Source organism: Streptomyces sp. NPDC006283 (assembly GCF_040613325.1).
Taxonomy (GTDB): domain Bacteria; phylum Actinomycetota; class Actinomycetes; order Streptomycetales; family Streptomycetaceae; genus Streptomyces.
This window is the reverse complement of sequence record NZ_JBEXRZ010000177.1, coordinates 1-14,995: the sequence shown is the minus strand read 5'-3', so window position 1 is coordinate 14,995 and position 14,995 is coordinate 1. Positions and strand designations below refer to the sequence as shown.

Annotated in this window: 5 protein-coding genes and 2 pseudogenes; 1 reads left to right on the top strand and 6 read right to left on the bottom strand. The window is 65.9% G+C overall.

Annotated features, from left to right (window positions below; translation table 11 throughout):
* Positions 1–144 precede the first annotated feature (144 nt).
* From ABZ070_RS27845 to ABZ070_RS27820, 6 genes and pseudogenes are all read right to left on the bottom strand, one after another.
* Positions 145–1,356 carry a glycosyltransferase gene (locus tag ABZ070_RS27845; protein ID WP_356638079.1) on the bottom strand — a complete coding sequence of 404 codons (1,212 nt, stop codon included), beginning with the start codon at positions 1,354–1,356 and terminating at the stop codon, positions 145–147.
* Positions 1,353–2,177: an alpha/beta fold hydrolase gene (locus ABZ070_RS27840; RefSeq protein WP_356638078.1), complete on the bottom strand. Its 825-nt coding sequence runs from the start codon at positions 2,175–2,177 to the stop codon at positions 1,353–1,355. The genes ABZ070_RS27845 and ABZ070_RS27840 overlap by 4 nt, the downstream gene beginning before the upstream one ends.
* On the bottom strand, positions 2,168–2,476 hold the full coding sequence (locus tag ABZ070_RS27835) for a phosphopantetheine-binding protein (RefSeq protein ID WP_356638077.1): 309 nt from the start codon (positions 2,474–2,476) through the stop codon (positions 2,168–2,170). Before ABZ070_RS27835 ends, ABZ070_RS27840 begins: the two co-directional genes overlap by 10 nt.
* A 20-nt stretch (positions 2,477–2,496) precedes the next feature.
* Positions 2,497–6,960, bottom strand: coding sequence for a beta-ketoacyl synthase N-terminal-like domain-containing protein (locus tag ABZ070_RS27830; protein ID WP_356638076.1), 4,464 nt, complete (start codon positions 6,958–6,960; stop codon positions 2,497–2,499).
* A 41-nt stretch (positions 6,961–7,001) separates the two neighbouring features.
* The gene (locus ABZ070_RS27825) at positions 7,002–13,625 is read right to left on the bottom strand and encodes an SDR family oxidoreductase (RefSeq protein ID WP_356638080.1); all 6,624 of its coding nucleotides are present in this window, start codon (positions 13,623–13,625) and stop codon (positions 7,002–7,004) included.
* Positions 13,626–14,478: 853 nt separating this feature from the next.
* A pseudogene (locus tag ABZ070_RS27820) lies at positions 14,479–14,568 on the bottom strand (IS5/IS1182 family transposase); the annotation flags it as partial.
* Between the two features lie 332 nt (positions 14,569–14,900).
* Here ABZ070_RS27820 and ABZ070_RS27815 point away from each other — a divergent pair.
* Positions 14,901–14,995: pseudogene (locus ABZ070_RS27815) on the top strand (IS5/IS1182 family transposase); the annotation flags it as partial.

The window sequence follows — 14,995 nt, the reverse complement described above, 5'->3', positions numbered from 1 at the left end:
GGACTGTCCCAGTGTTCACCCCGAGATCGATGGCGACCGACTTGATCGCCGCTCCCGCCCGGAACCGGAACAACGCGACCGCCTCCGCCTTGAACTCGGCAGGGTAGTGCTTCATCCCCACAGGGACTCCATTCTCCTGGACCGTCAAGATCCGAGCCTCTCCGGTGTCCAGAATCCGGGGTCAAGGCCCGCTTCGGTAGTGTGTGCAGCCAGGCGCTCGAGGTATGTGGCCGCGGCTGCATCGCCGCCAGCGGCCCGGAAGGACCGGCCCACGTGTTCGGCGGCGGTCCGGTAAGCCGGATTGTGGAGAGCTGCGTCGATCGCCGTGCTCAACTGCTCTGCCGTGGCGCGGTTGAACCGGACCCGGAGACCGGCGCCAGCCTTCATCACCTGGGCGGCGATCGTCGGCTGATCATCCCGGATGGGCGCGACAACGAGCGGGAGGCCGTGCCATAGTGCCTCGCACACCGTGTTGTGCCCGCCGTGGCAGATTACGGCGTCGCATCGTTCCAGCAGTTCGAGTTGAGGGACGACTCGCCGTATGAGCAGCTGACCGGGGATGTCGCGCAAGGAGCCTGAGGGGTCAACAACCACTGCTTGCAGGTGGGGTTGGGTGCGCACCGCCTCGGCGCACTTGGCGAGGAAGCGAGAACCGACTTCGGCATTAGCGGTGCCGAGGGTGATCAGTACTGTGGCGCGCATCTCGTCGAGCCAATGCCACGGAAAGTCGTACGACGACGGACGGGGCGCGATCGAGGGGCCGACGAACCGCACGTGGCTGGGGAACGGTCCCGGCCCGACGAGGGCTTTGGTGCTGAAAGTCAGGACGAGCCGATCGGACATCCGCGGATCGGCATTACTGCTCGGATCACCGATACGCAGCCGCAGACGCTGGATTACCCCTACGATCCAAGCTTCTACCTTCGGAATGTCCGCCAGCGCCGTCAAACCCGCCGAGGTCGTCGCTGAGGTGGCCCAGGGGACGGCAAGTCGTTCGGCCACCAGGCCGCCAGCGACCGCTTGCTGGTCGGCAACCAACACATCCGGCTGAAAGGTCTCCACCGCAGTACGGACACCCGACGCCATGGCATCCGCTAGAGGCTCCAAAAAGCGCTCCCAGAGAAACTTCAGCGCTGAAGGCCCCCGAAGTGACAACGGTCGGGCCAGGGCGGGGTCATCCAGAGGCGGTGCTGCGCAGGGGAAAACCACCGCGTCCCCTCCCACAAGTGGCTGCACGATATCCGGCAGCCCTGCCCAGGCCACCCGGTGACCTCGCCGGATCAGCTCGGCTCCCACCCCGAGGGTAGGATTGATATGCCCGACCAGCGGCGGCACTACGAACAGGAATCCGCTCATTGACTACCGACGTCCGGTGTCCGAGCAACCTGGTGGTGACCGCGAATCCATGCCGTGATCAGGTTGCTTACCAACTGCGTGGCGCCCATCAGGACCCAGTGCTCCTGTCCAGGGACCACCACGGTCCGGCAGTCGGGCAGGAGTGACCTTAGCCATGGTGCCTGGGCTGCGAGTTCTGACTCGCTGCCGTAGATGGCCAGTACAGGGCAGCGCAGCGATCGGATCTGTTCCTCGTCGAGCACATGGCTGGCCGGAAGGTCCTGGGCCATGGTGCTGGAGTTCAGTAGACGTGAGGCGGACCTCAGCCGCCGGGACACATGTGGCCCGTGCTGCTCGGTGAGGCGCTCGTGGAGGTCTTCGCGGGCGAACTCGACTGACGCACGGCGGAGATTGGTGGCCATTTTCCGTGACCAAGCACGAGTCGCCGGTTCAGATTCAATTGCTGAGACACTTGCTACCCGGTCGGGACGGTGCGCGGCGTAGCTAAACGCTATCGTCCCGCCATAAGAGTTGCCGACGAGATGGACAGGCTCCGTCACGGCGAGCTTGTCGAGCAGAGCGTCAAGGTCATCGACGAAGTCGTCGAGTGTGTATCCGCGAGCCAGCCGCTCACTGCGGCCGTGCCCACGCAGGTCGTACATGATCACTTCGATCCCCGCGGCGGCGAAGGACGGGGCCAGAGTGAAGTAGTAGGTGACCAAGCTATCGACGAGCATGCCGTGGACGAACACGACGATGGGCGGTGTCGTGCCCTCGGCGGTGCCGCGGGCAGCCATTCTCTCCACGTGCAGGTCGACGCCGTTGGCGCTGATCACTGCCACTGCTCAGTCTCCCTGTCAGCGCGCAGGGACCCGGTCACGAAGGTAACGAGTCGCCCGATGGTGAGAGAGATGATCTCCTCGAGTTCGAGACTGGCTAGGAAGTCGGCGAGGTTGACACGCTCTCCATAGCGGCTACCCAGGTAGCCGCCGAGGGTCACGAGGTCGATGCTCTCCAAGTCCAAATCGTCATGGAACCTGGTCTCCATGGTGATCTCGTCGACGTCTGAACCGCATTCGCCTAGCACGGCGTGGAGCATGCTGACTACCTCGCTGAAAACCACCATCTCGTCGGCAATCACTGGTGTTTGGTGACTACTCTTCACGGGTTCTTCTCCCACTCATCGGTTGTTCCGGTGGTCCATGCCACGACGTAGTCCCGGTTGGGCAGGTCGGCCGGGTTGCCTATCTGGCGGCACTGCACCAGGTATGTGCACCCACCTGCTTCGACCACCAGTTCATCGGGTCGCGCTGTAACCACAGTGAAATCCTTCAGCCGCCCTCGGAAGCCGGTGCCCTGAGCTTTGGCTACGGCCTCCTTTGCTGCCCAGAACCGGGTGAACCAGACGGCCAGCGACTCGCTAGTCCCGGTACACCGCTCAAGGAGGAGCTCGCGCTCAGCACGGCTGAGCGCGACATCCAAAGTCTGTGGCGGTCTTTGGGTGATTTCCTCGACATCGATGCCGACCCCGTCACGGCCATGCCGCGCACTGCGGCGTACGAAAGCCACTCCCGTCTCTGCGCAGTGCGCCAGCGTGACGTCCAGATCAGGCAGGCGTCTGCCGTGGAGTCCAGCGACCTGTGGCCGGCCGTCCTCGTTGTTGCTGACTCGGATCTCTGCGGGGAAGACCGGCCCTTCCCCATGCTCCCAGAGCCACCGGCGGACGGCGTCCTTTACCGCGATCCGGCCAAGCAGCCACCTGGGGCGGCCGCGGGGCGGGCACCGCTCGTACTCGTCCCGTTCAACGCGGCTGAGATGGTTGCGCATAACGAGGTCACGGGAGGCGAGGTCTGGCCATCGGTCGTGAACGAGACACCAGCCGCCCTTCTGCATTACGGAGAGCGTGTTCCGCTCTGGAAACCGTTCCTGCACCTGTGTCTCGGGATGGCTGTCGAAGCGGCGGTCCTGCCAGCCGTTGATCTCCACCCATACGCCGTTTTCGCCCAAGACTTGTACGTCCGCGTGCACGGCGGAATCTTCGACGGAAGTGACCCTTATCAGGCACTTCACGCGGGTGCCCGGGGCGGGATGCGGCCCGTAGAAACGGATCCGCCGCATCCGCACTGGGAACACCACAGTCCGTTCGATCAGGGTAGTGATGATCCAGTAGCCGAGCAGCTGCCCGACGTTGTCCAGCAGGCCGCCGGGGGCGGCCGGAGCGGTGATAGTGCCGCGTACATGGGCCTCGCCAATGGCGGTGATCTCCGTGACGCCCTCGAATGCGGGGCCGTGGAACATCCAGCGGTCGCTGTAGAGTTCACCTGCTGTCAGCTGCGGTCGGCGTTCCTCCTCGGGATTCCACGTCCAGGGTGGTGGTGCACCGCCCGGAGGACGATCGGCCAGCTCCACCTTGGCACAGGCGAACCCGCCGAAGGCCACGTCGACCCACCCCTGGTCCTGGGGCGTGACCGTGACCGACACGTCGACGGGGGGGCTCGCTACCACCCACCGATTCAGGCGCACGTCATGGACCGTCACAGCCCGTGTACCGGGCCGCGCCCGCTCGGCGTAGTCCATCATGTGCTGGACCACCGTCGTGGCCGGGACAACTGGCCGACGGTCCTCCTCGTCGGGCCAGCCAGACCGCTGTTTAATGAAGCAGTGATCTAGCAGATACGGCATGGCGGTGGTGGACACGTGCAGCACGTCGGCGAAGTTGTCGGCTGCCTGTGAGCCTTCCTGGCCCGACTGTGGCTGGGTGGCTGCCGTCATGGAGCGTGGAACCGTCCTGTCCGCGGCTGCCATCACCGTGGTGGCGGCCTCAGCGGTTTCCTCCAGCGACATGGCAAGATCACCCGCGAGAGGAACCCGGTCCGCCAGGTCTTTCAGAAGCGCCAGTCCGCCTTCCGTGGTGCCGTTGTGCTGGTGACTGCCGAGCACTGAGCGAATGCTCCCCAGGGTCTCCTGGTCCAGGGAGACCAGCCCTCCACCGAGGTCCAGTCGGACCGGAGGGGGTCGGCCATGCGCACTGCGATGGACGCTCAGGGGATCTGGAATCGGTTCCTCGCCGGCCACCCACAGGGCAGTAGTGACCCGCCGCAGCTGCGCGAGCCCGCCGCGGTGCGGGGAGCCGGCAGACACTGTCAGATGCGGTCGGCCATACAGGATGTTATCGATCAACGCGCCGACCTGACCCGTTCCCATCTGAACGAATACCCGGAAGCCTGCTGCGTACATGGCCTCGATGAGCGGACGGAAACGGACAGGTTCCAGCAGATGGCGGATGAACAACTCACGGACCTGCGCTTCGGAGCGCGGATACACAGAGGCGGTCGTCGCCGACCAGACGGGCACAGTGGGTTGGCAAAGAGTGAACCGCTCAATTGCTTGGCGGATGGGTGCCAGATAGGGGGCCAGCATGGGGGTATGGAAGCCCGAACGGAACGGCAGGACTTGGCCGAGGACGTTCCGTGCGCGGAACCAGCGCATGAGCTCGTCCACCGGGCCTGGCAGCCCGCAAACCATTGCCTGGTCCGGTGCGTTGTCGTGGGAAAGCACGACTCCCGGCCGGTCCTCGACGGCGGCGGCGACCCGGTCAGCCGGAGCCCCCAGGACGGCGAAAACCAGACCCGGAACGGTGACCTCGTCCGGATCAAACGATTCCGTGAATGCGTCGGCCTCCTGGCCAGCGAACAGGCCGGCGGTGATCATCGCGGTCCATTCGCCCACACTGTGGCCGGCGACGGCATCCGGCACGAGGCCCATCCGGCGCAGTGCAGCATCCAGCACGCGTCCCACGGCGATGATTTCGGCCCCGTGCCGGCCAACGTCTGTCGGTGCGGCCACCTGAGCAGAGCGAGACGCCAGCTGCGCAGGCAGCCCGAAGTGCCCTGCGACATCGGCGACGTCCTGCCGGGCACCGGCCTCGAGGCCGGGAAAGACGAAGGCCAGCTGCCCGCCGGTGTCGGCTCCGAGAAGGGGAGTCGGGGCGAACCACAGATCATTACGGCCTGGCCATGGACGGCCAGTGGCTACCGCACGTCTGGCCAGAGCAAGCCGTGGGCCGGTCGGGTCCACGATACCCAAGCGACAGCTGCCCCGGCCGTGTGCCTGCCCGTCGACGGCCGCGGTGAGCACCGCCGAATCGTCGGCGTCTAGCATAACTACGAGCTGCTCTGGACTGTCAGCAGCGAGCTGCAGTACTCGTTCGCGTTCCCGCACCGTGGCTGAGAGCCGGGGCGCACGGGCGCCTGCGGCGGGTGCCGCTTCCAGCACCACGTGGGCGTTGATACCGCCAAACCCGAAGGCGTTGACGGCCGCCCGACGCACACCTTGCTCGTTCTCGACCCGCCAGCTCTCCGCCACGGCGATGGGGCGAAACCGAGTGCGCGCCAGTGCGGGATGCGGGCTCTCGCAGTGCAGCGTCGGTGGCAGTATCCCATGGTGCAAAGCGAGGGCTGCCTTGATGAGGCCCGCTATGCCCGCGGCTGGCATGGTGTGACCGATCATCGACTTCACCGACCCGATGACCGCCCGCTCTGTGCCGCTGGCCGGTCCGAAGGCTTCGGCCAGGGTCGCCAGTTCTACGGTGTCTCCTGACGGTGTCGCGGTCCCGTGCGCTTCCAGCAGGCCAAGAGAACCCGGCTCCGTCGGATCAACGCCAGCCGCCCGCCATGCCTGTCGCACTGCCTTTACCTGGCCCGCGCGATCGGGGTTCACTAGACTGCTGCTGCGGCCGTCACTGGCCACCCCAGTGCCGCGGATAACGGCATAGAGCCGGTCACCGTCGCGCAAGGCGTCGGTGAGCCGCTTGAGTACCACGATACCGGTCCCCTCACCGATCAGTAGGCCGTCGGCGTCCCGGTCGAAGGGGCGGATACACTCGCTCGGGGACAGCGCGCGAAGCTGGCTGAAGACGCTCCATAGCGTGATGTCGTGGCAGTGGTGTACGCCGCCCGCGAGCACCAAGTCGCACCGGCCGGCCGCGAGTTCACCCACTGCCTGGTCGACCGCGACGAGGGAGGACGCGCAGGCAGCGTCCACCGTGTACGCAGGACCGCGCAGGTCGAGCCGGTTGGCCACTCGCGATGCGGTGAGGTTTGGTATGAGCCCGATCGCCTGGTCGGGCTCGTCCGGCCCCAGTTGCTGCGTGAACGCCGCGCGGACCTGTTCCAGCCGTCCTGCGTCAAGACCGGGCAGGAGCTCGCCAAGGGTGCGTAGGAGTTGATTGGCCGTCCGCACCCGCTGGGACCCGCGGGAGAGGCCGGGAGTCAGATAGCCACCGCGGCCCAGGATCACGCCGACCCGGTCGCGGTCGGGCAGCCGGTCCTCGCCGCCAGCATCGGAGATCGCGTCTGCTGCCACTTGCAGCGCCAGAAGTTGGTCCGGTTCGGTACCCGCCACAGAGCTTGGCATGATGCCGAATCGGGTCACCTCTACCTGGGCCAGCTGGTCGACGAAGCCGCCACGCCGGCAGTAGACCCGGTCCGAACGCCCGACCGCCTGGGGATCGTAAAACTCGGCGTCCCACCGCCCGGAAGGCACCTCGGTGATCGCATCCGTCCCGGCCGCCAGATTCCGCCAGTACGCGTCAAGGTCTGGGGCCCCGGGAAACAGGGCTGCCATTCCGACAATCGCGGCTGCGGGCCGGGATTCGTACCTCTGGGTCACCTCATCAGCTCCGATGCGGTGTAGACGACAGCACCGGCCGAATCCTGGCCCCAGGCAAGCTCGCGCAGTAGGCAGAGTGTTCCCTCTTCGGGATCGATCAGCCCGACGCCTCGCCGGGCGTACTCGCGCGCGAGTTCTGGGGTGACCATGCCGCTGTGTTCCCCGATGGGGGCCCACGGGCCCCAGTGGACTGTGAGGGCCCGGTGTCCGGTACGTGCTGCCCAGCGGCGCCCCAGGTTGTCTAGGGCGTCGTTGGCCGCCGCGTAGTCGACCTGTCCGCGATTGCCTACGACGGCGGAGACACTGCCGAATAACACTGTGAAGTGTGGCCTATTCGGTAAACTCTCCAATGCCTTCAACAGGGCGTGAGCCCCTTCGACCTTGGTGTCGAATACCCGGCGGAAGGAATCGGAACTTTTCCGTGTGAGTGGACAGTCCTCGATCACACCGGCGCCATAGATCACGCCGTCCAGTCGGCCATGTTCGGCGTGGATCTCCGTGAGTAGCCGCTGCACAGAGCTGGCGTCCCGGACATCCACCGAGTGGTACCGCACCTGGCTGCCCAGCTCGCTCAAGCCTCTGATTGTGGCGCCAACCTCCCGCTGTGCCAGGATCCTTGAGACTGTTCGCTCGATGTCAGTGGCCAGATGGCCTCCCTGCACCGCCAAGGCGGCCCTCAGCGCCGCCCGGTCACGCGCCGACCGCGTGTTCGGATCCTCGTTGCCGACGGGGGCCGTCGTCCTCCCGGCCAGTTCAATTCGACAGCGGGTCGCGGCCGCGAGCGCACCGGCGAACTGGGCTGTAATCCCCCGGGCCCCGCCCACCAGTAGGACTACCGAATCGTGATCCAGCCCCATCGCCAGAGTCTCAGGCGTACCATCGCCCTTTGGTCCGGCTCCTCGATCCGCGAGCGGACCGAGCCCTTCCTCGGCTAATTCCAGCCCGTACCGCCCGCTTGCTGTCCGGAGGACGACTGGGCTCGGGCAGTCGGCCAGCAACTCGTCGATCAGCGGTTCCGCCATGTCCGTTGCCGACCACCCCGGAGGGAGTTCGACGACCTTGGACATCATGTCGGGGTACTCCTTGGCTATGGTGCGGAACATGCCCCTCAGCCCGTCCGCCCTGCCGCGAGTCAAGGGGTCGCCGCCCGGGGCCGCCGCGATCAGCCACCGAGGCCCACGCCGCAGCGCCGCCTGGAACACCGGGAACGCCTCCGGCAGAAGTGGACTTTCGCCGACGCTAAGCGCTTCTAGATGGAAAACTCCGTCCAGCGGACCGTCGTCGTCCGTGAGTATGTGGGATCTGTCGAGTATCACCGTCCGGGCGCCCGCAGCCTCCAGTCGTGCAGACAGGCTCTCGGCCAGGGCGCCGTGACCCAGCAATGCAAACCTCTTGCTGGACAGGCCAGTCGGGGATGCCGATGACTCTGGTAGAGCGACCTTGCGCAGCACCAGCCGGGTAGGTGTCTCGCCGGGCTGGGACACGGGTGCCGGAGTACTGTCCGGGAACGCGAAATGAGGCCCGTCTGAGGCAGATGGGTCGCGCTCCGGGTGCCGCTCTGCGGCTCTGCCGATCCACGAGGTTAGCAACTCGGCCAGGCCTGAGGCTGTACGGGCGCTGGACATAGCGCCCAAGTCGTCGTCGGTGCGTTGGGTGTCGGCTTGCCCGCTGGCGCCGACGCGGACCGCGATTTCACCAACTATCTCAGCCCGTTTGATGGAGTCGATACTGAGATCTGCTTCGAGGTCGAGACCGGGCTCGATCATGTCTACTGGATAGCCGGTGCGCTCGCTGATGACGTCGAGAACGGTCCGCAGCACGTCCGATGGGCCCACCGGCGCAGGAATCTCTACGGGCTGTGGTGGGCCCACGGCCGGGATAGGTGCGGAGCCTGACTGGTCCGCACCTATCGCCATGGGTGCCACGACTGGTGTGGTGTGAGCCTGCTGCGCGCCCGGCGTACCACCGAAGTACGTCAGGAGCACATCGCGTTGTGCGGCGACGATGTCCCGGCTAGTACGGAGGAATTCTGCCACCATCCGGTCCCGGTCGACGTCATGGCTGCCCTGGTCGGTCTCGTTCACCATTACCTCCTGGATTCGTCGGGCTGGCGTCAGTGAACCGGGCAGATGGCTGCCATCAGCGGAGCGCACTAGGTGTCCGTTGACGATCCAGCCGGGGCGTTCGGGCGGGGGCTGGTCGCTCAGCACGGCAGCGTCGCGACCACGGAACATCCACTGGGTACGTATCGGCACACCGGCTACGGCTACCTGGGCAAGGGCCTGCAGAAGGCCGCGCACTCCGCGGTCCTCCCCGCCGTCGCAGCTCACAGCTGTATGCGGGCGGCCGCGAAGGATCGCCGACACCAGTGAGGTGAGGGTTGAACCCGGGCCGGCCTCGACGAATACGCGGGCGCCAGCCTTGTACATGTCCTCGATCTGGTCTACGAACCGTACTGGCGCCTCAATCTGAGCCGCCAGCTCGGACCGAATGTCCTTGGCTCGGCCCGAATGGGGGGCCGCCTTGCGATTGGACCAGACCGGAACCTCCGGTACGCCGATGGACTGGTGCGCGATCGCCTCAGCGAACCGCTCACCTGCGTCCGCGACAACGGGGCTATGGAAAGCGCAGGCCACCGGGATTGGCGTGGCGCTGTGGCCGTTCTGACGTATCCGCTCCACCGCAGTGGCCACAGCCTCGGTGCACCCTGAAATGACGACCTGCTCCGGTGCGTTGTGCGCCGCGACGACGACGCGGTCCGTCAGGCCAGCAGTGTCCATCAGCCGGGCAACGTCCTTCGCGCCGAGTGTGACTGCGGCCATGGCACCGGGGTCCGGTCCGGCCACGGAGAGAATCGCGTCGGCCCGCTGCCGACTGATTTCGAGCAAGACCGCAGGGTCGAAGGCGCCCGCAGCACAGAGGGCAATCACTTCGCCATAGCTGTGTCCGGCCATCATGTCCGGATTCACTCCGGCGCGGCGGAGCAGGTCGTGCGCTGCCAGTCCGACGATACCCAGCACGGGCTGGGTGACCCTGGTATCGGTGATCCGGGCCAACTGCCTGGCCGCAACGGCGGGGGCGAAGGCGGTCGGTGGATAGAGCGCGCCGGCCCACTCACGGCCCAGCTGGAGATACCGCTGGATTTCCGGAAAGGCGACGAATAGCTCGGCTAGCATGCCCGGCCGCTGGCTTCCCTGCCCGGGGAAGAGGAAGGCCACCTTGGCTCCGGCCCGGGAACCGGGGCTCTGATCCGCTCCATCAGCGAAAACCCCCGCTACAGGATCGTGCTCGCCTGCGAGCGCTCGGTGCAGCAGACCAGGCAGCTCGTCCAGGCTTGCGGCGACGACCGCGGAGCGCACCGGGTGCGCGGAGGAGTCACAGTGCCGCGCCGCGGTCGCCGCAAGGTCGCGCAGCTTCCAAGGACGGCCATTGCGATCGTTCGTCTCGGCCAGTGCCAGTAGTTCTCTGATTACCTGGCCCGCTCCTTCCGGTTCGGCACCACGGAAGATGAAGAGTTCTGCAGGCCACCGGTCGAACGCGTGCATGGGTGGCGGCCCTCCGTCATGGGCGCGCAGCACCACGTGGAAGTTGGTTCCGCCGAAGCCGAACGCGCTCACCCCGGCGACCCGTTCGGCGGGGGGAGCCGCCCATGGTCGAGCCGATGTATGGAACGTGAAAGGACTGGTCTCCGCCTCCCAGGCCGCGTTGGGCTGTCGCAGATTTGCGGTGGGCGGTTTAACTCCGTTATATAGCGCCATGGCGGTCTTGATAAGACCGGCGAGGCCCGCTGCACACTTTGTGTGTCCGATCTGCGACTTCACCGATCCTAGGGAACAGTTTCCCCGAGTCGCTCCCGCCTCGGTGAACAGAGCGGTGAGGGCCTCCAGCTCGGTGCGGTCCCCAACAACGGTTCCCGTGCCATGTGCCTCGATCAGTCCGACCTTGGCGGGTGAGATGCCTGCACTGCGGTATGCCCTTTCCAGGGCGGCGCGTTGCCCTTCCGCGCGGGGCGCGGTCAGACCCAGAGATTTGCCGTCGCTTGCGCTTCCCACCCCTTTGATCACGGCGTAGACGCGATCTCCGTCCTGCTCCGCGTCGGCCAGCCGTTTGAGTACCAGGCAGGCGACACCTTCGCCCAGCGCTATGCCGTCAGCTCTGCTGTCGAAGGTGCGACAACGACCGGTCGGGGACAGAGCGTGCACGGAGGAAAACAACATGTAGTCGTTGATCCCATTATGCAGGTCTGCACCTCCACACAGGACCAGGTCGCTGGTACCGCTGGAGAGTTCCTTACAGGCGATGTCCACCGCGGCTAGGGAGGAGGCGCAGGCGGCGTCGACGGTGTAGTTGCTACCGCGCAAATCGAGGCGGTTGGCAATACGGCCCGAGATGACGTTGGCCAGCATGCCGGGGAAAGAGTCTTCAGTGAGCCTTGGCAGCTGGGCATCCAGGCCGGGCGGCAGCTTCCCCAGATATGCGGGCAGAACGGCACGCAGGGCCGCTGCGCTGGACAGGTCACTGCCCGCCTCGGCCCCGAAGATGACAGCGGCTCGGGAACGGTCGAACTCACGCTTGCCGTACCCGGCGTCCTTCAGCGCCCGGTGCGCCGCCTCCAGGGACAACAGTTGTACGGGCTCAATACTGCCGAGTGAGGAAGGAGGAATTCCGTAACGCAGAGCGTCGAATGGAATGGCGGGAAGGAACCCTCCCCACTTTGACTCCGTGTGGGCGTCGTCCGCCTCGGGCGCATAGTAGACGGCTGTGTCCCATCGCTCGGGCGGTACTTCGGTGACGGCGTCGGCTCCGGCAACCACGTTGGACCAGAAAGTGGATAAGTCTGGAGCGTCCGGGAACATGCAGGACATCCCGATGATTGCGATGTCCGGGGCAGAAGGTAGCGGTGCCTGCTCATGCAACTTGCCCAGCCCGAGGTGTTTGCGCAGGAACTCGGCACGTGCGGCGTAGAAGCTGACGGCGTCGGTACTGACAGATGCGTGCAGTGCGGGAACCGTCATGACATCAGACCGGAGGACGGCCACCTCTCCCGCCATGAACATGCCATGTGACAGCTGTCTGGCCTCGTCGACGTTGACGAGCTCGTCGCCGACCCGCTCGATGCCCTTGCTGGCGACTCTCAGCCGTCCTACATTGAGCCGCTCAAGTTGTTCCCACGCCTCCCGGCCCGTCACGCCCCGTGACCGCAGGTTCGCCTTGACGGACCGGTATTCATCGGTGAACGGACTGCTGATACAACGGGTTGCGTGACCGGGCGCGGACTGCAGCAACTCGGTCCGGCGTGCCCGAAGGACCTGCTGCTGGAACAGAGGCCGTACTGCTCCGCAACTCACCGCTTCTTCGGTGAACAGATATGCAGTGCCCAAGAGCACCCCTACGGCCACACCCCGAGCGGTCAGCGGGATGGAGAGGGCGGCGACCATCGCCGAGGAGCGCGCGTCATGTATCCCGCCGGCAAAGAGGACCCTCAGCGACTCGGCATCGTCTCCGGCCGAGTTGAGGAACTCGTTGAGTACGGCAATTTGTGCCTCCCACAGGGCGAAGCTGCTTCTGGGGCCCACGTGACCACCACATTCGGAGCCCTCAAAGATGAACTTGCGGGCGCCGGCGGCCAGAAATTGCCGAAGCAGGCCGGGTGAAGGTGCATGCAGAAAGGTTTCTATGCCTGCTTCCTCCAACGAGGACGCCTGCGAGGGCCAGCCCCCCGCGATGAGAGCGAAAGACGGCTTGAGCTCCTTGACTATTTCCAGCTGTGCGGCCCATGTCCGATCGGGGACGAAGCCAAGCATGCCAACCCCCCACGGGCGGCCGTCCAACGCGGTTTGGGTCCGCTTGAGTAGGTCGCGGGTCTGTCCGGCACCGGCGAGCGCAAGCGCAAGGAACGGCACCGCACCGTGCTGCGCGACCGCAGCGGCGAACTCTGCCTGGTCACTGACCCGGGTCATCGGCCCTTGCACCACGGGCAGCGGTGTACCCAGTGCCCGGCTCATGCGGGAGTCACTCCGCAGCGCCTGCGGCGGCGTCTCATCCAGCACCGCGTCATGGATCGCAGCGGTCACTGCGCGGATCGCAGCGCCAACCTGCCCCCACTGCCTGGCGAAGTGAACGGCCATCCAACCATCCTGGCCCACCGGTAGCGGCCAGAGCGCAGGGGCTTCAGCGTCTAGCAGAGCGGCCACCTCCGCCGGATCTTCCGGAAGCGGAGGTACGCCTGGTCCCCGCCGTGGCAGTACCCGGTGCCCGTTCATCACGACGGTCTCCGAACCATCCATCGCCCGCAGCACCGCGGCAACATCCTCGGCGACACCGGACTCAGCGAGCAACGCGAGCTGAGTGTCCAATACGACACCCACGGCTCCTCCGACCACGGCAGCGGCCGCGGTATGCGGCCCGATACCTCCGCAGGCCCAGACGGGTAGTAGCAATCTTGGCTCGGACAGAAGCTGTTGAAGCAGGGTGAAGGTACTCAGCTCGCCGATTCGCCCGCCGCTCTCGCTGCCCCGGGCTATCAGGCCGTGTGCACCGCCTTGCGCGGCTGCGAGTGCCTCGTCGAGGCTTGTTACCTCCACCAAGACCCGGGAGTCTGGAAGATCACATGGGCGCATTGGTGAGTCAGCGCCGAGCAGTACCGTGGGGACGGCGTCCCCACCCGCCAGATCCTCCGCAGTGACGGAACATCTCGCAGTCACCCGTACCCCGAACTGCCCCGGCACCCATTGCCGGACCGTGGCCAGTGCCTCACGGGCCCGTCGGTCTCCCACGCCGAGGTCCAGCACGCCGAGACCACCGCTTCGGCAGACCGCGGCGACGACTCTGGGATCGGGTTCACCGAACGGGCTAATACCGAGAATGGTTTCGTTTCCTGGCGCGGTCGTCACAGATACGTCCTCCTCCGAGCGCGGCACGGACTCACGGGTAACGGTAGACAGCCTTGGGCAGGAAGACGCGTCAACAAACCCTCGATACGCTGTCGGTCGGTCGGTGAACACGACGCTGAGGCTGTAAACCGTCCCGGGTATGAATGAATGGCATTGGGCAAGTACGGCGCAGGGCAGAACGGTGCGCCAGCAGTGCAGCATGCACTGGGTGAAATGATTCTGAGGTAAGTAGTCAGCGCTGCGGTCAGGTCGGAGCTGGCGGCACGTCGCCGTTCGTCAATAGACTTACGCGGAGCCGAAAGGCGCAACTCACGGTTGTCCGGGACGGGCCGCGAGCTTGTCTGTTAGTCGGCTGCCCCACCAGGGGGTTCTGAGCGCGGCGGTAAGATACATAATGATTACCTTCGGAGACTGAATGGACGAGCCTTCAGCACAGGAAGGAAGTGTCCCGACCTCCTCGGGATCTCCGCCCCTTCACCGAGCCTCCTTCACCCATCTCACGGTTACCTGAGCAATACGTACTTAAAGCGCGTTACACAGGACTGTGATCTTGCAGGTCAGAGGGTTTCGCGTGTTCCGATCATGCGGCCAGGGCGAGGTTGCGCATGTGGACGACGGCACGTACGGCGTGGTGGAGACCGCCCTGCTGTCGGCAATCACGCAGGATCTTGGCAAACATCCAGATCGTCGGGTGTGGGTTCCTGCCTGACGACGTGACAGGTAGCGGTGGGGGGCAGGTTCCGTGGCCGAGTCCTCCCCCTGGAGTCTGCGTAGCGTGAGGATCTCCTCGCGGTGATCGAGCCGCTCCAGCGGCAGGTCGCTGCGACGAACGAGCAGTAGATCGTGCGGGTATCGGCGCTGGAGCGGCGGCTTGGGCGCAACTCGGGGAACCCTCGATGCCACCCTCCTCGGACACCCTCCGTCGGCCGGAAAAGAAGCCGTGGCCGCAGAGCGGCCGTAAGCGGGGGCGCCAGTCCGGTTTCCCGCCGGTCGGCCGCGTGACCGGTCAGCAAGCACCACTTGATCACCGACCGGCACGGCGCACCCTTCGCCGCCTCGCTGACCAGCGGAAACCGCCATGACATCACGCAACTGAT